Below are 16185 nucleotides of genomic sequence, written 5' to 3'. Positions count from 1 at the left end.
ATGGCCATCACCAGCACCGAGGCGGCGGCCGCGGCCGGCACCGTCCGCCCGTACCAGCAGTACGTCTACGCGTATCCGCACAAGACCGCGTACCGTCCGCTCGCCCGGGAGCGGGCGTCCCTGCGCGCACTGTGGGCGGACGAGCCGAAGGACACCCTCTCGCTCTACTTCCACATCCCGTTCTGCGAAGTCCGCTGCGGCTTCTGCAATCTCTTCACCCGCATCGGGGCGCCGGAGGGTCTGACCACCGCCTACCTGGACGCGATGGAACGTCAGGCGGCCGCGGTGCGCGAGGCACTGGGCGAGGGGGCGCGCTACGCCAACGCGGCCTTCGGCGGCGGCACTCCGACGTTCCTGGAGGCGGCCGAGCTGGAGCTGCTGTGCGATCTGGCCGAGCGCGGCCTGGGTGCCGACCTCGCCGCGATCCCGCTGTCGGTGGAGGCCTCCCCCGCCACGGCGACCGCCGACCGGCTGTCCGTACTGGCCGCCCGCGGCACCACGCGGCTGAGCCTGGGCGTGCAGAGCTTCGTCGACTCCGAGGCACGCACGGCCGTACGCCCCCAGCGCCGGGCGGACGTCGAAGCGGCCCTCGCCCGGATCCGCGACACCGGCATACCCGTCCTCAACATCGACCTGATCTACGGCATCGACGGCCAGACCGAGCAGTCCTGGACCCGTTCCCTGGACGCCGCCCTCGCCTGGCAGCCGGAGGAGCTGTACCTCTACCCGCTCTACGTGCGCCCGCTCACCGGTCTCGGCCGGCACCGCGGGTCGGCGCCCGGCGGCGACGCCGACTGGGACGAGCAGCGGCTGCGGCTGTACCGCCACGGCCGCGACCACCTGCTCGCGCGGGGCTACGAGCAGGTGTCGATGCGCATGTTCCGCCGTGCGGACGCCCCCTCCACCGGCGGAGAGGACTACGCGTGCCAGACCGACGGCATGGTCGGCCTCGGCTGCGGCTCCCGCTCGTACACCTCCACGCTGCACTACTCCTTCGACTACGCCGTGGACATGCACCGCATCCGCGGGATCATCGACGACTACACGGCACGCCCGGCCGACGACTTCCGGCACGCGGACTTCGGCTGGGAGATGGACGCGGACGAGTCCCGGCGCCGCCATCTGCTCCAGTCGCTGCTCCAGGCCGAGGGCCTGCCCGTAGCGGACTACCGGACCCGTTTCGGCAGCGCGCCGGGCGACGACTTCGCCGCCGAGCTGGACCGGTTCCGCGAGCGGGGCTGGCTGGACGACCGCGCGGGCGCGGAGTTGCTGCGGCTGTCCCCCGAGGGCCTGGCCCACTCCGACGCGCTGGGGCCCGAGTTGTTCTCCGTCGCGGTGCGCGAGCGCATGGCCGCGTACGAACCGAAGTGACGGAGCGGGCATGGACCTGACGATCCTCTACCGCGGCCCGCTGGCGTCGTGCGACTACGACTGCCCGTACTGCCCGTTCGCCAAGCGACGGGACAGCCGCGCCCAACTCACCGCGGACCGTGCCGCGCTGGAGCGTTTCGCCGCCTGGGCGGGCGCGCAGCGCGACGACCGGCTCTCGCTGCTGTTCACGCCGTGGGGCGAGGGCCTGGTGCGGTCCTGGTACCGGCGTACGCTCGCGGAGCTGAGCCGGCTGCCGCACATCCGCCGGGTGGCGATCCAGACCAACCTCAGCTGCCGTACGGACTGGCTGGACACGGCCGACCTGGACACCGTCGCCCTGTGGTGCACCTTCCACCCCGGGCAGACACCGTACGACCGCTTCCTGACCAAGTGCCACGATCTGGCCGCCCGCGGTGTCCGCCACAGCGTCGGCGTCGTCGGGCTTCCCGAGCACCTGGAGCAGGCGCGCCGGCTGCGGGACGACCTGCCTGACCACATGTACCTGTGGGTCAACGCCGCGGAGGGCCACACCTACACCGACGCCGAGGCCGACCGGTGGACGGCCCTGGACCCGCTGTTCCCGTACAGCCGCCATCCGCACCGCAGCGCGGGCCTGCCCTGCCGTACGGGAGAGTCGGTCATATCGGTGGACGGCGAGGGCACGGTGCGCCGCTGCCACTTCGTCCGATCGGAGCTGGGCAACCTGTACGACGGCTCCTACCGGCGGGCGCTGCGCCCCCGCCCGTGCCCGCTGGCCGTGTGCGACTGCCACATCGGCTACGTCCACCTGGAGACGCTGCCGCTGTACGACGTGTTCGCGGGCGGCGTCCTGGAACGGATCCCGGCCGCGCCGCCCGCGATTCAGCGCTTGATTCCGACGTCCCGGTAGCCGGCCGTCCCGCAGGCCTTCTCAGGCGGGGCGGCCGGGTGCCCGGTCGAAGTCGTCGTCGCTCATGCGCAGGAGCGCCCAGCCGGCCCCGGCGAAGCCGGCCGCGGCGACCAGCAGGCCGACGCCGGCTGGGATGTGCCCCGGCATGAAGGGGTGGGTGAAGCCGCCCAGTGCCAGGGCGATGCCCGCCCAGGCCGGCGCGGCGCCGCTGCGCCACAGGGCGAGGCCGAGCAGCAGCAGCCCGAGGACGATGCCGATGATGAACAGCAGGCCGCCCGTCAGGGCCAACGGGTCCTCCTCCAGGGCCTTCTGAAGCGCGGCCACGGTCGTCACGTCGAGGCCGTTCTTCGCCGTCGTGTACGCGAGCAGGTCGCCGCCCTGGTTCAAGGGGAAGCCGGCCAGTTGGCCGAGGAGTGCCAGCAGCGCCCCGGCGGTGGTGAGCCGGGGCGCGCCCCGGCGGGACACCCAGATCACGGCGAACGTCGCCGGAATCAGCAGGACCAGGAACGGCACACCGAGGTACTGGGTGACACGGGCCTGGTCGAGGTGGCCGGTGTAGGCGGTCACGGTGTCCTCGAACGACGAACCCCCGTCGACGGGGCTGAGGATGTAGCTGAGTCCCATGCCGGTCATCGGCAGCGGGGCGAGGACGGCGAGCAGGACGCGCCAGAACCCTCGTACGTCTTTCAGCGGCTTGGGCTGCTGCGGCGAAGCCGCCTGGGTCGGCTGAGTGCCGGTGTCGGACTGCATGGTGGAACCTCCGTTCCGGTGGGGAGAGGTGGGGGTGGGTCAGCTCGCCTGCGGCGTCTTCGCCGGCCGGCCGACGGCGTACGCGAGGGCCAGGCCGGTGCAGGCGGCGCTGAGGACGAGGCCGATGACGGCGCCGTCCCAGCTGCGGACGAGGGCGACGACCGCGCCGACCAGGTTGAGCGCGCCGACGGTGAGCACGGCGGGCCCGGCCCAGGCGGCGGAGCGGAGCAGGGCGATCGCGGCGACGACGCCGATGACGCCGAGCAGGCTGATCAGCCAGGCGGCCGGGGCGGGGATGCCGTTGCCTCCGTCATCGAGGGCGATCGGAAGGTTGAGCAGCGACATGGCGAGGGTCGCGATGGCGGCGGAGCGGCGGATGGTCCTCATGGCGGCCTCCTGGATACGGCGATTGCCGGGCCAGCGTCGGGCGCGCCGGGATCCCCGGCCCAGGGCTCGCCTTCCCGGGTCGGCGCCGTCGCGTCCGCCGCCGGGCACCCTGTTTCCCAGTCGGACCGGGAAGGTTTCCCGGAAATCCGGGAAGCGCGGCCGTTGATGGCGGCGGACACGGATCGGGATACTCGCCGTATCGACACTCCGCGCGGACACCGGACCCGGGACGGCGGCCGATGGGCCGCCGCGACGCTGGCGGCTGTCCTCGTCGGGGTGGGCTTCCTGCTGTGGTGGGTGACGGCGGGGCATCCGATGCCGGACTCCGGCGGGTCCCCGGCCTGGGTGGAGCCGCTGGTCGCGATGATCGCGTACGGGGTGACGGGGGCCCTGCTCATCGACCGGCGTCCGGACCTGCCGTTCGGGTGGCTGCTCGCAGGGGCGGCCGTGCTGGTCGTCGTGCTGGTGCTGGTCCTGCCGCCGGCGTACGCGGCCGTCCTGGACGGAGACCGCGGCGTCCCGGCGCGCTGGGGGCTGACCGCCGGGACCTTCGCCTTCGCGCCGGTCGCCGCGCAGGGTCTGATCAACATCCGGTTCCCGTCCGGGCGACCGGCCGGCCGGTGGAGCGCGGTCCTCGAGAAGGTGATCATCGCCTGCACCGTGCTGGTCATGGTGGGCGGACTGCTCGGCGGCACGACGCTGCGGGACGTCGGCGACGGCGTGACCGGCCTCTCCCACCCGCTCACCGGCGGGAGCGCGATCGGCCGGATCGCCGACGCGGCGACCCTCCTGGCGCCCGTGGTGGTACTGCTCGGCCTGATCGCGGGCATCGGTGTCGTGGTCCGGTTCGCCCGGGCCGAGGGCGTCGCCCGCCAGCAGTTGAAGTGGCGTGCGGTCGGCGTGGTCGTGGCGCTGGCGCTGTTCCCGCTCGCCGTCACCGAGCAACTGCCGTCGCTGACGAACAGCGTGGACGCGGTCGTGTTCGTCCTGACCCTGGCCCTTCCGGTACTGCGCTACCGACTCTGGTCCATCGACACGATCCTGCGCCGCTCCCTGGTCTACGGTGCGATCACCGCCGCCCTGGTGGTCGGCTTCGCCGTGCTGACGGGGCTGGCCACCCGCGTGGTCTCCCGGCAGGTCGCGGCCCCGGTCGCCGCGGCGGCCGTGGCCTTGTCCTTCGTGCCGCTGCGCGACCGCACGCAACACCTGGTGGACCGCCTCTTCTACGGCGGCCGTCAGGATCCGTACCGCACGCTGCGGGACCTCGGGCAGCGGCTCAACGCCGTCCCGGGCGGCGACGCGCTCGGCTCGTTCGGCCACGCGGTGGCGTCCGCGCTGCGGCTGCCGTACGTGGCCGTCGAGCGCGCCGACGGAACCCCGGTCGCGTCCTACGGCACACCGGTGGAGCCGCTGGAACGCCGGCCGCTGTTGTACGAGGGCCAGATCGAGGGCTACCTGGTCGCGTCGGCCCGACGCGGCGAGGAGGGCTTCGACGACCGCGACCGCGCCCTGCTGTCCGACATCGCCGGCCAGCTCGGTCTGGCACTGCACACCCGGACCCTCACCGCCGAGTTGCTGCGGTCGCAGCAGCGCCTGGTCGCCGCGCGGGAGGAGGAGCGGCGGCGGCTGCGCCGTGAACTGCACGACGGCCTCGGTCCGGTGCTCACCGCCATCGGCCTCACCCTGGATGCCGCCCGCGCGCGGCTGGATTCCGACCCGCCCGCGGCCGACACTCACATCGCCGAGGCCCGCGAGGCCGCCGCCCAGGCGCTGGCGGACCTGCGCAAGGTGGTGCATGGGCTGCGCCCGCCCAGCCTGGACGACCTCGGGCTCGCCGGAGCGCTGCGCTCGCAGGCCGACCGGCTCACGGCGGGCTCGCCGCTGCGGGTCACCGTCGAGGCGGGCGAGCTGCCCGACCTGCCGGCCGCGGTCGAGGTCGCCGCCTACCGCACCGCCGTCGAGGCGATCACGAACGCGGTGCGCCACAGCGACGGGCGGCAGTGCCGCGTACGCCTGGACGCCTCCGCACGGGAGCTGGTGCTGCGGGTGGGCGACGACGGTACGTCCGCCGGTCCGTGGCTGCCCGGTGTCGGTGTGACCGCGATGCGCGAGCGTGCCGCCGAACTGGGTGGACGCTGCCAAGCCGGCCCCGGCCCCACCGGCGGCGCCGTCACCGCCCGGTTCCCACTCCCGGAGACACCATGATCCGCGTCCTCCTCGCCGACGACCACCCCCTCGTACGCCAGGGAATGCAAGCAGTCCTCGACACCGTCGACGACATCGAGGTCGCCGGTGAGGCCGGGGACGGTCTCGAAGCCGTCCGCCGGGCCGTCGAGTTGCTGCCCGACGTCATCGTGATGGACCTGCAACTGCCCGGGCTGCACGGCATCGAGGCCACCCGGCAGATCCGGACCCGGGTGCCGGACGCGGCCGTGCTGGTCCTGACGATGTTCGAGGACGACGCCACGGTCTTCGCCGCCGTCCAGGCCGGCGCGCTCGGCTATCTCGTCAAGGGGGCCGACGGAGCGGACATCGTCGCCGCCATCCACGCCGCCGCGGCCGGGCAGCCGGTCTTCGGTGCGGCACTGGCGGGCCGGCTGCGGACCTGGTTCGTGTCGCCGCCGCCGCAGGACGGCCCGTTCCCCGAACTCACCGCACGCGAGCGGGACATCCTCGACCACCTCGCGGCCGGGCTGTCCAACGCGGAGATCGGCCGCCGCCTGCACCTGTCCGGCAAGACCGTGGCGAACAACGTCTCGGCGATCCTGGCCAAGCTGCACCTCACCCAGCGCAGCCAGGCCATCGTCCGGGCGCGCGACGCCGGTCTGGGCCGCCCGCGCTGAGAACTCCCCTCTTTTCCGCGCCTGGTTCAGCTGTGCTCAGCCGCTCCGCGCCGCGCCAACGGGCGTGTCCCATTGAGCCGCAGTCTCACCGCGGCCAGCTCGGCACGGCCCCGCTCGGCGAGGCGGTCGGCACCGCACTCCTCCGCCAGCTCGACGCCCTCGGACAAAAGCCCGGTCGCCCGGTCCGTGCCGCCGCCGCGTCCGAGTTCCGCGCCGAGGTCGATCAGGGCCTCGGCGTACGCGTGCCGGCTGGGGGATCGGCGCAGTATCTCCACCGCGCGCTCCCGCAGGGGCAGCGCCTGCCCGTCCTCGGCCACCGTCGCGCTGAAGCTCAGCGCCTCGCCGATGGCGGTGGGCGTGCCGTAGCGCTCGGCCCGCCGCAGCATCTTCGCCGTGAGGGCGCGGGCGCGCGCGGGGTCCTCCTCGGCGACGGCGAGGGCGAGGTGTCCCGCCCAGGGGCACCAGGTCGGGTTGACGATGCCCTTGGCCTCCAACCGTGCCCCGGCGGCGGTGAGTTGCGCCTCGGCCTCCTTGCGCAGGCCACGGGCGAGAAGCAGCCGCCCGTAGACCGTCTGCGAGTCCGGGAAGACCACCGCGTTCAGGTACGGGGGCGCGAAGTCGTACGTCCTGGCGACCCGCAGCGCCTCCTCCACGCGGCCCCGGGACAACAGGACGTCCACCAGCAGCCCCACGGCGTACCACCGGGCGGGCACCCGGTCGCCCACCCGTTCGGCCAGGCGCACTCCCTCGCGTGCGCACTCCTCCGCCTTGACGAGCATCCCGCGCCGGAACCAGACCAGGCCGAGGAGAGTGAAGCCGAAGGAGAGGTGGGCACCGCCCCACCCGACCTGCTCGCACTCGGCGATGGCCGAACTGAACAGCTCTTCCGCGCGGTCGCATTCGTCGGCGTACATGTAGCTGAGCGCGGCCACGCTGGGCAGTTCGAAACCCCAGTCCGGGTCGGTGTAGCTCAGGCCCATGGCGCGTGCGGCGACGTCGAGCGTGTCCGCGGCCGGCTCCCCGCGCAGCATCGCGTCCCAGGTGCGGATGCACAGCAGGGCCCGCTCCTCGATGGCCTCTCCGGGCAGGTCCTCGACGAGCCGTGCGAGACGGCGGGAGCGGTCGGATGCCTGCACCTCGTGCGCGTCGAAGACCAGCCACAGGTAGTGCGCCACCTGCATGCGCAGCCGTGCCCTGGGGGACTCCGTCCGGGCGACCTCGGCGCCCGCGACGGCGGCCGCTTTGGCGAGCTCGTCGTTGTGCCCGAACACCTGGGCCAGCCGGAAGGTGGCGTTCTCCCTCAGCTCGGGGTCCAGGAAGGGCTGTTCCAGAGCCGCGGTGAGGTGATTGACCGTGGTCGCGGGAGCGGTGAGCAGGGCGGAGCAGCCGAGTTCGTGGAGCACGCCCGCACGGTCCTCGGGCGCGGGAGGTTCGCGCAGCGCGCGCTCCAGACAGCGCCGGGCCGCGTCCGGCGCGCCCAGACAGAGGTTCTCGCGGGCGGCGGCGCGCAGTTGCCGGACGGTGTTCGGGTCGCCCTCGGGGTGGGTCTCGAGCAGGTGCCGGGCGGCGGCGGTGATGCCCAGGCCCGCGTCGGCGACCGCCCAGGCGGCCTGACCGTGCAGCCCGGTTCGTGTGGCCGGCGGGATGGCCTGGTACACGGCGGTGGCGATGAGCGGGTGGATGAACTCGAGGGTGCGGGTGCCGGTGAGGATACGGGCGACACGCAGCCGGTCCACGGCCGACTGCGCCTCGGCCGGGGGAAGTCCGGCCACCGAGGCGGCCAGCTCCGCGGAGATCTCGGTACCGAGCACCGCGGCGGCCCAGGCGAGCCGGACGGCGGCGTGGCCGAGCCTCTCCAGGCGTTTGATCAGGCCGGTGCCCCGCGCGCTCGCGGCGAGTTCCCCCAGCAGGGAGGCCGACTCCGCGTCCGGGGCGAGACCCCGGTCCTGGACCTTGGCGATCAGCTCGACGGCCTCGTAGGGGTTGCCGCCGGTGACCACCCAGCACTCGCGGCAGAAGACGTCGTCCGCCTCCGCTCCGAGCGAGCCCCGCACCAGTCCGGCCACCGCCTCCGGGCTGAGGGCGTGCAGCGGGATCGGGCGTGCGCTGCGGCCGTCGATCAGTTCGCGGAACGTCTGCGCCTCGGCCGGCACCTCGTCCGGGCGGTAGCCGACGACCACCAGCACGGGGAGTTCCCGCGCTCTCACCGCGAAGGCGGAGAGCCAGGCGAGAGACTCCAGATCGCCCCAGTGGGCGTCGTCGAGGACGATCACGACCGGTGCCCGGCGCACGGCCACCTGGGTGACGACCCAGTCCAGACCGTCCCGGACGCCCTGCGGGTCGGGGCCGGCGGTACCGGTCTGCTGAGCGAACAGGCCGACGGCCGGTCCGGCGATCTCGTACCACCCGCCGAATATCTCGCGGCGCTCGGCCTCGGTGCAGGAGGCGAGGACGGGCTGGAGCAACTGGCGTACGACGTGGAAGGGGACAGTGTGCTCCTGCTCGCTGCCCCGGGCGGACAGCACGGTGCAGCCGCGCGCGGCGGCCATGCGCCGGATCTCGGTCAGCACGGTCGTCTTGCCCAGTCCGGCGGCGGCGCTGAAGAACAGCAGCCCGCCCCGCCTGCCTTCGCCGTTCCCCCCGCCCGCAGAGATCCCCTCCACCGCTTTCTGAGCGGCTGTCACCTCGTTCTCGCGCTCGTACAGGGGCCTCCCCAGCCGATCGCGTCCATCCACGATGGTGGTCCTCTCGGTGCGCTGCCGTTCCGACACTCCGTTACCCCTGATCTGCCGGTATGCCGGGAAGCCTAGCGAAACGCACACGGGGACTGCACAGTTGTGTGCGAATTGGTTGCGGACGGCCGCGAGAGGGTACTCACGCCGAAATCTGATGCCCAGTCGGCAATCGGAATCGGCCGGAAACTGCTCGGGGTGCTGCGCCAGGGCCGGCCGGGTGCGCCGGATGTGACCGGCCGGAAAACGCTCGGCGTCGGTGCGGTCGGCACGCCGGACGGCGTCCAGGATCAGCCGGTGCTCGTAGGTGATGAGCCGGCGGCCGAAGGCGCCGATGAGCCTGGCGTAGGCCCTGCGGTATTGCTGGGTGGTGTTCCAGGACCGGCGTCGCAGTCGGCGATCCGGCCGTCGGCGCCGCCGGGGACGAGGCCGTCGCGATCGCCGAAGCCGTCCAGGCCGCCGAGGTCATGACCGTGCCCCTCTCGGTCGACCACCGCCCGGTCGACGGCGCCGTGGCCGCGCGCGCCGGACTATGGGGAGACCGGCCTGGCCGCCTCGTTCGCCGCGGCCGGTCGTCTCGGCCTGGCGGCGCTGCGGTCCCGCACCCCGTTGTCCCGGCTCGGCAGTCCGGGCGACATCGCCAACCTCGCGCTCTTCCTCGCCTCCGACGTCTCGGCCGACATCACCGGCCAGGTCATGGTGAGCGACGGCGGCTGGTCCGCCGACGGCTTCGGGATCATCGCGTCGGCAGCGGCGGGGCGGTGACAGCGCCCCCACGGTGCGGCCTGCTCGGGCAGGACGCACCGTGGGGGGAACGGCCGCGGGGGTCAGCGGACCGGGGCCTCGGCGGGCCGGGGCGCGGCCGCGCCGGCCCCGCCCGCGGCGAGGGCGCCGGCAGTCCGCCCCGAAGAGGTCGCGATCACCGCGAGGCTGGTCAGGGCGAGGAGAGTCAGGACGGCGAGCATCACGGTGTAGGACGCCAGCGCGGACAGCGCCGCCAGGATCGCGGGCAGCAGGAACCCCGAGTAGCACAGGGCGTAGTAGACGCCGGTGATGCCGGCCATGTCGTCGGGGGTGACGATCCGCTGGATCTCCAGCAGGCCGGAGACGACCCCGATGCCGTAGGCGGCCCCCAGCAGGACGGCCCCACCTAGGCCGAGCCAGGGCGAGCGAACGGCCGCGTCGCCCGCGCAGACGGCCATGCCGCAGGCCATGAGGATCATCGAGACGATGATCCCCCGCGCCGAGTCCAGCGAGTCCAGGCGCTTGGCGAAGGGCTGGACCAGCGCCCCGGTGCCGAGAGTGCAGACGGTCAGCAGGGTGGCGTAGGCCAGGGCCCAGGTCCCGATCCGGTCGCCGACGAGCTGGGGGGTGACCGCGTAGGCGACGCCGGCCGAGCCGAACACCCACGGGGCCATGGGAAGCACCACGCGCAGGAAGCGGCGGTGTCCGACGGCGGGGACCTTGAGGTCGGCCCACAGGCTGCGGACGGCGGTGGTCCGCGCCCGGGTCTCCACGGCGCGCGCCAGCATGAACAGGGCCGGCACAGTGACCAGGACGTGCACCAGGTACGGGGTGATCATCGGCCAGGGCCCCCACTGGGCCAGCGCGCCGGCCACCCCGGCACCCAGGCCGAAGCCGAGGGTCAGCGAGAGGGAGGCACGCCGCGCTCCCGCGCCGGCGTCGGCCGCCGGGTCGTGCGGTGCCTGGGAGAGCTCCTTGACCCAGCTGGTGCCGACCGCCATCGCGATGCCGACGGCCAGGCCGCTGAGGAAGCGGCCCACGTAGACGGGGATCTGCCCGGCCACTCCCCCGCACAGGACGGCGCTGGCCGCGAGTGACGCCGCGGTCGCGACGGTCATCAGCGGGCGGCGGCCACAGCGGTCCGAGGCGGCCCCGCCCACCAGCAGCCCGGGTACGAGTCCGAGGACGTAGGCGGCCAGGAAGGCGTCGACCGTGACCGCGGAGTAGCCGCCCAGGCGGCGGTACATCAGCAGCAGCGGGGTGAACTGGTTGCCGCCCCACCCGGAGCAGAACATGGCAGCCGCCGCCGGCAGCCACGGCCTGCCCCTGCCGCACGGTACGGCGGGACGGCCGGCCGGCCACCGAGTGGTGCTCATGGTGGTGCTGCTCCTTGCTTGCTCACGTGCTGGTCCCACCAGGGGTTCCGGTGGGGGTACTGCCGGGTGTCTGTGGCGAGGTCAGCGGCCGGTCGCGCCGCGGTGGGCGTCCAGGTGGGCCCGCAGGGCTCCGGCGAACCCCTCGTCGTCGCGGTCGGCGATCCGCTCCACGAGCAGGGTGTGCTCGCAGATCAGCGAGGTCAGGCGCTCCGGCTGTGGCTGGAGGAGCTGCACGGCCATGCGTCGCTGGCGGTCGCGCAACGTCTCGTAGAAGCGCTCCGCGAGGCCGTTGCCGGAGGCCGCCACGATGCCGTGGTGGAACGCCTCGTCCGCCTCCGCGAAGGCCGCGACGTCGGCCCGGCGGGCGTGCTCCCGCTGCACCTCGATCAGGTCGGACAGCCTGCGCACCAGGTCGTCGAGCGGCTCGGCGCGACGGGCGATGCGGCGAACCGCGCTGCTTTCCAGCGCCTCGCGCAGTTCCAGGACGTCCTCGGCCTCGCCCGGTCCGACCGGTACCACCACGGCTCCCCGCTTGGGGAAGAGCTGCAGCAGCCCCTCGGCCTGGAGACGGAGGAAGGCCTCGCGGACCGGGGTGCGGCTGAGCGAGGTGCGCTCGGCGATCTCACCCTCGCTGATGAGACTCCCGCCGGGAAGCTGCCCGCCGATGATGAGCTCTTTGGTCAGGTCGTACGCACGCTCTGCGGCCGGTACGCGAGCGGTGGAGGGGGTGGTGGCGGGGGTGGTGGCGGCCATATCTCAACCATAGCAGTCATAGATACAAGCTTAGATACATGACGTCTGCCGCGACACGAAGCCCAGCGGCCTACGGAGGCCGCGACCGGAGCCGGCGCTTTGGGGAGGAGGAGGCGCGGACACCCCGGGTGCACAGCGCCCTGTGAACTTGGGGTGACCGTGACTGCGGAGATCCCCCGCCAGCGGTCACCCCGAACCCGTCCCCCCTTCCATGCGGCAGTGCGCACGCAGAGCCGTGACGAGCTGCTCCCCGAAGGCGTCGTCCAACGGCGAGCCGCTCAGGAAGAGCCGGTAGTAGATGGGGCCCAGGAGGAGGTCGGTCACCATCTCGGGGTCGAGGTCCGGTCGCATCTCCCCCCTGGCTATCCCTCGCTCCACGAGGCGGCGCACGTCCGCCAGCCGACGGTTGACCACGCGCTCCCGGTAGGCACGTGCCAGTTCGGGGTCGGCCGCGACCTCCGAGACCAGGCCTTGCATGACGCGGCCCATCAAGCTGGAGCGAAGGAGCTCCAGCGTCCGGTCGACCACCGCCGCCAGTTCGGCGTGCGTGTCTCCGACGTCCGGCTGCGTGGCCACGTCGTCGACCATGTCGAGCAGAACGGCCAGAGCGAGGTCGGTCTTCGAGCGGTAGCGGCGATAGATCGTCGTCTTCGCCACTCCCGCCCGTTCGGCCACGCCTTCGACCGTCAGGCCACGGACTCCGCGCTCCGCCAGCAGCTCCCGCGTGGCATCCAGGACCAATTTCTCGGTCCGGGCCCGCCGCCCCTGCACCGCAGGCTCTTCGACCTGGGGTGTTCCGCCATTTTCCGTCCCGGTGGGCTCCACCGCCTGAACCTGCCTCTCAGTACGTCGCGCTCGCGCGCTACTATCGAATGGAAACGATACGTAGCGTAGCGTTTCGAGGTGGGCTGAGGCCAGCCCCAACCCGACATACACCAAGGAGAGCTGCCGCATGGCTACCGACCGTTATCAGCACGGACTCGACAAGATGATGGAGTACATGCCGAAGGGCAATTCCGGCGCCGCCTCCCACCTGAAGCTCGCCGACGACCTGAAGGACATCGCCCCCGATGTCACCCGGTACATGGTCGAGTTCGCCTTCGCTGACATCTACGCCCGCCCCGGCCTGACGAAGCAGGAACAGGCCCTGGTGACCATCTCCTCCCTGGTCACCCTTGGCACCGAACCTCAGCTCGAACTCCACATCAACACCGGCCTCACGGTGGGCCTGTCGAAGGAGCAGATCACGGCGGCGATCATCCACCTGCTCCCCTACACCGGATTCCCGCGCGTCCTGAACGCCCTCGCCATCATCAAGAACGTCTTCGCCGAGCGGGACGCCGACGATGCCCCGGAGACCCAGGCCGGGTAATTGCGCGACACCCCGACGGTGCCCGGTCCGAGACGCCTTCCGGCCAGGTGGCACCCGTCGAGGGACGTGCCTAGCGTCTGAAAGTAGGGGCAGTGGCCCGCCGTGAAGAAGCACCGGCGGGCCTGAGGCCCCGGACAATCCGGGAGAACAACATGCATCTGATATTCGGCCTCGGCCCCATCGGCGGAAACATCGGCGAACGGCTTGCCGAGCTGAACCGGGAGGTTTTCGGCTTCGACCTCGCCGCAGCCCGCGTCCACGAGTGGGCGGCGGCTACGAATGCGCCGGCCAGCTCCGACCTCGCGAGGGTCGACTGGTCAGCCGTGGACAGCGTCATCGTCGCGGTTCGCACGGCAGACCAGGTCAGCTCGGTGTTCCGGTCACTTCAAGAATGCTGCGCCGAACGGCCGTTGAGCGTCTTCGTGGTCAGCACCCTCGCCGCGGAAGACGCCCGCAGGATCCTTCCGTCCGGGCCCGACTCCTGGCGGGTATTCGAAGCACCGGTGTCGGGTGGCCCCCACGGCGCACGCCACGGCACGCTGACCACCTTCCTCAGCGGTCCCGTCCCCACCGACGCGGAGGAGAGGCTGCTGGCCGACATCTCCGGTCGCGTCTTCCGCATGCGCAACTACGGCGACGCAGCCACGGTGAAACTCCTCAACAACACCCTGGGTACTTACAACCTGCTCTCCACCGCACACATGCTCAACCTGGCGCAGCGGGCGGGGGTGCCTGCCAAGGACTTCCTTGAGGTGATCCGCGTGTCATCCGGGCAGAGCTGGATGAGCGACAACTTCAGCGAAGTGCAGTACGACCTGCTGCTCAAGGATGTGGGCCTGCTCCGCGGCGAAGTCGGTTCACTCCCGGCCACGGATCTCAGCGGAGATGTCGAACAGGAGATCCTGCAAGCGCGTGGGCTGCTGGAATCCGAGGCCTGAGATGCAGTCCTCCCGCAGGGCAGCAAAGGTCTTCACATGGTTCGGAAAGCCTGGGTATGCCGCTCGTCATCTGTGATATCTCCAGGGCATGGCGGCGGATCGTTCCGCACTTCCGCCGGTTCTTTCACCTCTCCTCCTCGCCCGGTGCATGGTTGCAAGGCTCCCTGACCACCGCCCCCATGGCCGCGGCCCTCCTCCTCATCACGGTGTTCGCGGGCACGCACCTCGGCGCCATGGCGCTGTTCGGCTCGCTCATCTCGCTGTGGAACACCAACCAATCGCTGCGCTCCCGGCTGCGCAGGTATGCGGCGGTGGCCCCGATATTTCCCGCCTCCATGGCTCTGGGTGTATGGGTCGGCCCCATTCCGTGGCTCGCCATCAGCACTGAGGCACTCGTCATCTTCCTGATGGCCGTCGGCTACCACGTCTTCATCGTGGGACCTGGGCCGGGACCCATTCACCTGTTCTATGCCTGTGCCGTGGGGACATATCTCGGCGGCAGCACCGACACCGGGGGGCCGATCGTGGCGGTGACGGCAGTGTCCACTGTGCTCACCGCCGTCCTCAGCCTCAGCGACCTGCTGGTCCGCGGCCACCACTCGGAACGCCAGGCTGTCACGGCCGCCCGAGGGGCCGTCCATGCCTTCCTTCATGCCGCGGCCGAGGAGGGCGAGTCTCCCCGGCACCACGAACAGCGGATCCACCGACTGCGGCACACAGCCACCGCCGCCGTCGACCACGCCGCGGCTGTGCTCAGTTCCGCGCGCTCACAGCGTGTCCGCCCCAGCCGCATCCGTCAGCAACTCGGCCAAGAGCTGCACACACTGGACGGCTTGCTGGGCACCGGCGCACTCGCGCAGGACTACCCCGGTGCCGCGGCACACCTGGGAAACGCCCCGCATCCCGACCCGCTCGGTCAGCCCTCCGCGCGCTACCTGCTGCGACGCACTTTCGGTCGGGATCCCGTGCGTCTGCCCATACTGGTCGGTCTTCGCTGTGCAAGCGCCGGCCTGGCGGCCGGAACACTCGCCCTCGCCCTGCACGTCGGGCACGCGTACTGGGCGGTGCTGTCGGCGACGATCGTGCTCCACGGCGGACTGGACCGAAACTCCACCACCCTGCGGGCAGCCCACCGACTGACCGGCACATTGATGGGCGTGCTGGTGATCAGCGCCATAGAACCGCTTCAGCCGCCGGCGGCCGTCCAGATCGCCGTCATCATCGTTTCCGTATGGGGGATGAACCTGTTCCTACCCCGCAATTACGCACTCGCCGCAACGTTCATCACGATGATGACCCTTCAGGCCAACGTCGCCATCACCTCCGTGGATGCCACGCCTCACCTGGTGGGGCAGCGCGTCCTCGCCACCCTGATCGGAGTGGCCGCGGCTCTTGTCGTGCTGGTGTGCACGGGCCGCCGCATGCCGCACCGGACAGCGAGGCGGCAGCTCACCCGCACGCTGCGAGCGACGACCGAGGTACTGGATCACGCCGCCGCCGGCCGGTCCTTCACCGAAGACGGCAGGAAGGCCCGCCGTGATCTACGCTTCGAGCTGCTCGCCTGTGCCGACCTGCTGCCCCGACTCAGCGCTGACGACGCCTATCTGACTCACTGTCAGGACATCAGTCAGGCGGTCCAGCGGCAAGCGCACGCCGCGCTCGCGGCCGGCTGGCACGCACAGCCCGATCAGCTGGACACCACCGCACGCAGCGAGGAGATCCGCTCCCTCCTGGACCGCCTCCCGAAGCAGCGAACCCACCCGTTCATGTAGCCACCGGCCGGCCCGGGAAGACGGCGCGCCAGGATCACCCGCCCCGGCTGCCGCCCCAGCCTGTCGCTCGGTGTAGGTGTGGATCCCCTACAACTACGGCCTCAACAAGGTCCGTTTCACGCCCCGTACCCGTCGGCAGCGGGATCCGGCTGCACCAGTCCATCACCCATGTGCGGCAGGCGCCCCGTGGCGGCGTCCGGATGCACCGCGCCTTCAGCTTCGCCCTCGAAGGGCCGGCAAAGCCGACCTGCGCCGCGG

General features: G+C 72.0%; 14 protein-coding genes and 1 pseudogene. 9 read left to right on the top strand and 6 right to left on the bottom strand.

The window, feature by feature from the left end:
* Complete coding sequence (locus tag ACIQFZ_RS16840) at positions 1 to 1371, top strand: STM4012 family radical SAM protein (protein ID WP_402691532.1); 1371 nt, start codon at positions 1 to 3, stop codon at positions 1369 to 1371.
* 10 nt (positions 1372 to 1381) lie between these two features.
* A complete protein-coding gene (locus tag ACIQFZ_RS16835; protein ID WP_402691531.1) occupies positions 1382 to 2260 on the top strand; it encodes an STM4011 family radical SAM protein in 879 nt (292 codons plus the stop codon).
* Positions 2261 to 2281: 21 nt separating this feature from the next.
* On the opposite strand, the gene ACIQFZ_RS16830 is transcribed toward ACIQFZ_RS16835, so the two are convergent.
* Positions 2282 to 3010, bottom strand: coding sequence for a hypothetical protein (locus tag ACIQFZ_RS16830; protein WP_383056792.1), 729 nt, complete (start codon positions 3008 to 3010; stop codon positions 2282 to 2284).
* Between the two features lie 39 nt (positions 3011 to 3049).
* Positions 3050 to 3397, bottom strand: a complete 348-nt coding sequence (locus ACIQFZ_RS16825) for a hypothetical protein (protein WP_365416804.1) — start codon at positions 3395 to 3397, stop codon at positions 3050 to 3052.
* A 165-nt stretch (positions 3398 to 3562) separates the two neighbouring features.
* Between ACIQFZ_RS16825 and ACIQFZ_RS16820 the strand changes: the two genes are divergently transcribed.
* Positions 3563 to 5602, top strand: a complete 2040-nt coding sequence (locus ACIQFZ_RS16820; protein ID WP_383056789.1) for a sensor histidine kinase — start codon at positions 3563 to 3565, stop codon at positions 5600 to 5602.
* The gene (locus tag ACIQFZ_RS16815; protein WP_361410080.1) at positions 5599 to 6240 is read left to right on the top strand and encodes a response regulator transcription factor; all 642 of its coding nucleotides are present in this window, start codon (positions 5599 to 5601) and stop codon (positions 6238 to 6240) included. The genes ACIQFZ_RS16820 and ACIQFZ_RS16815 overlap by 4 nt, the downstream gene beginning before the upstream one ends.
* Before the next feature lie 26 nt (positions 6241 to 6266).
* Here ACIQFZ_RS16815 and ACIQFZ_RS16810 read toward each other — a convergent pair whose 3' ends face one another.
* Positions 6267 to 8975 (bottom strand): ATP-binding protein, encoded by a 2709-nt coding sequence (locus ACIQFZ_RS16810; protein ID WP_402691530.1) that lies wholly within the window; start codon positions 8973 to 8975, stop codon positions 6267 to 6269.
* Between the two features lie 356 nt (positions 8976 to 9331).
* Here ACIQFZ_RS16810 and ACIQFZ_RS16805 point away from each other — a divergent pair.
* Both ACIQFZ_RS16805 and ACIQFZ_RS16800 read left to right on the top strand, forming a co-directional pair.
* Positions 9332 to 9484 (top strand): annotated as a pseudogene (locus ACIQFZ_RS16805) (2-oxo acid dehydrogenase subunit E2); the annotation flags it as partial.
* Between the two features lie 34 nt (positions 9485 to 9518).
* The gene (locus ACIQFZ_RS16800; protein ID WP_383056883.1) at positions 9519 to 9737 is read left to right on the top strand and encodes an SDR family oxidoreductase; all 219 of its coding nucleotides are present in this window, start codon (positions 9519 to 9521) and stop codon (positions 9735 to 9737) included.
* A gap of 62 nt (positions 9738 to 9799) precedes the next feature.
* Here the strand turns inward: ACIQFZ_RS16800 and ACIQFZ_RS16795 are convergent, their stop codons facing one another.
* The 3 genes from ACIQFZ_RS16795 to ACIQFZ_RS16785 all read right to left on the bottom strand — a co-directional run bounded on the left by ACIQFZ_RS16795 (position 9800) and on the right by ACIQFZ_RS16785 (position 12616).
* Positions 9800 to 11092, bottom strand: coding sequence for an MFS transporter (locus ACIQFZ_RS16795; protein WP_383056786.1), 1293 nt, complete (start codon positions 11090 to 11092; stop codon positions 9800 to 9802).
* Positions 11093 to 11173: 81 nt separating this feature from the next.
* Positions 11174 to 11845 (bottom strand): GntR family transcriptional regulator, encoded by a 672-nt coding sequence (locus ACIQFZ_RS16790; RefSeq protein WP_365434761.1) that lies wholly within the window; start codon positions 11843 to 11845, stop codon positions 11174 to 11176.
* A gap of 186 nt (positions 11846 to 12031) precedes the next feature.
* Positions 12032 to 12616, bottom strand: coding sequence for a TetR/AcrR family transcriptional regulator (locus tag ACIQFZ_RS16785; protein ID WP_365434758.1), 585 nt, complete (start codon positions 12614 to 12616; stop codon positions 12032 to 12034).
* Between the two features lie 181 nt (positions 12617 to 12797).
* Between ACIQFZ_RS16785 and ACIQFZ_RS16780 the strand changes: the two genes are divergently transcribed.
* The 3 genes from ACIQFZ_RS16780 to ACIQFZ_RS16770 all read left to right on the top strand — a co-directional run bounded on the left by ACIQFZ_RS16780 (position 12798) and on the right by ACIQFZ_RS16770 (position 15927).
* The gene (locus tag ACIQFZ_RS16780; protein ID WP_402691529.1) at positions 12798 to 13217 is read left to right on the top strand and encodes a carboxymuconolactone decarboxylase family protein; all 420 of its coding nucleotides are present in this window, start codon (positions 12798 to 12800) and stop codon (positions 13215 to 13217) included.
* Between the two features lie 152 nt (positions 13218 to 13369).
* Positions 13370 to 14155, top strand: a complete 786-nt coding sequence (locus tag ACIQFZ_RS16775) for an NAD(P)-binding domain-containing protein (protein WP_365434752.1) — start codon at positions 13370 to 13372, stop codon at positions 14153 to 14155.
* Positions 14156 to 14334: 179 nt separating this feature from the next.
* Positions 14335 to 15927, top strand: a complete 1593-nt coding sequence (locus ACIQFZ_RS16770; protein ID WP_402691528.1) for an FUSC family protein — start codon at positions 14335 to 14337, stop codon at positions 15925 to 15927.
* The last annotated feature ends 258 nt before the right edge of the window (positions 15928 to 16185 follow it).

It is taken from the genome of Streptomyces sp. NPDC093064, from assembly GCF_044754605.1.
Taxonomy (GTDB): Bacteria; Actinomycetota; Actinomycetes; order Streptomycetales; family Streptomycetaceae; genus Streptomyces.
Note: the sequence above shows the minus strand (reverse complement) of the source record. Positions and strands in the feature narration are given on the sequence as shown.

What these genes read in the sequence shown, in the direction of transcription:
- ACIQFZ_RS16840 (WP_402691532.1), top strand. Translation starts at nt 1, where the DNA reads ATGGCCATCACCAGCACCGAGGCGGCGGCCGCGGCCGGCACCGTCCGC.
- ACIQFZ_RS16835 (WP_402691531.1), top strand. Translation starts at nt 1,382, where the DNA reads ATGGACCTGACGATCCTCTACCGCGGCCCGCTGGCGTCGTGCGACTAC.
- ACIQFZ_RS16830 (WP_383056792.1), bottom strand. Translation starts at nt 3,010, where the DNA reads ATGCAGTCCGACACCGGCACTCAGCCGACCCAGGCGGCTTCGCCGCAG.
- ACIQFZ_RS16825 (WP_365416804.1), bottom strand. Translation starts at nt 3,397, where the DNA reads ATGAGGACCATCCGCCGCTCCGCCGCCATCGCGACCCTCGCCATGTCG.
- ACIQFZ_RS16820 (WP_383056789.1), top strand. Translation starts at nt 3,563, where the DNA reads ATGGCGGCGGACACGGATCGGGATACTCGCCGTATCGACACTCCGCGC.
- ACIQFZ_RS16815 (WP_361410080.1), top strand. Translation starts at nt 5,599, where the DNA reads ATGATCCGCGTCCTCCTCGCCGACGACCACCCCCTCGTACGCCAGGGA.
- ACIQFZ_RS16795 (WP_383056786.1), bottom strand. Translation starts at nt 11,092, where the DNA reads ATGAGCACCACTCGGTGGCCGGCCGGCCGTCCCGCCGTACCGTGCGGC.
- ACIQFZ_RS16790 (WP_365434761.1), bottom strand. Translation starts at nt 11,845, where the DNA reads ATGGCCGCCACCACCCCCGCCACCACCCCCTCCACCGCTCGCGTACCG.
- ACIQFZ_RS16780 (WP_402691529.1), top strand. Translation starts at nt 12,798, where the DNA reads ATGGCTACCGACCGTTATCAGCACGGACTCGACAAGATGATGGAGTAC.
- ACIQFZ_RS16775 (WP_365434752.1), top strand. Translation starts at nt 13,370, where the DNA reads ATGCATCTGATATTCGGCCTCGGCCCCATCGGCGGAAACATCGGCGAA.
- ACIQFZ_RS16770 (WP_402691528.1), top strand. Translation starts at nt 14,335, where the DNA reads ATGGCCGCGGCCCTCCTCCTCATCACGGTGTTCGCGGGCACGCACCTC.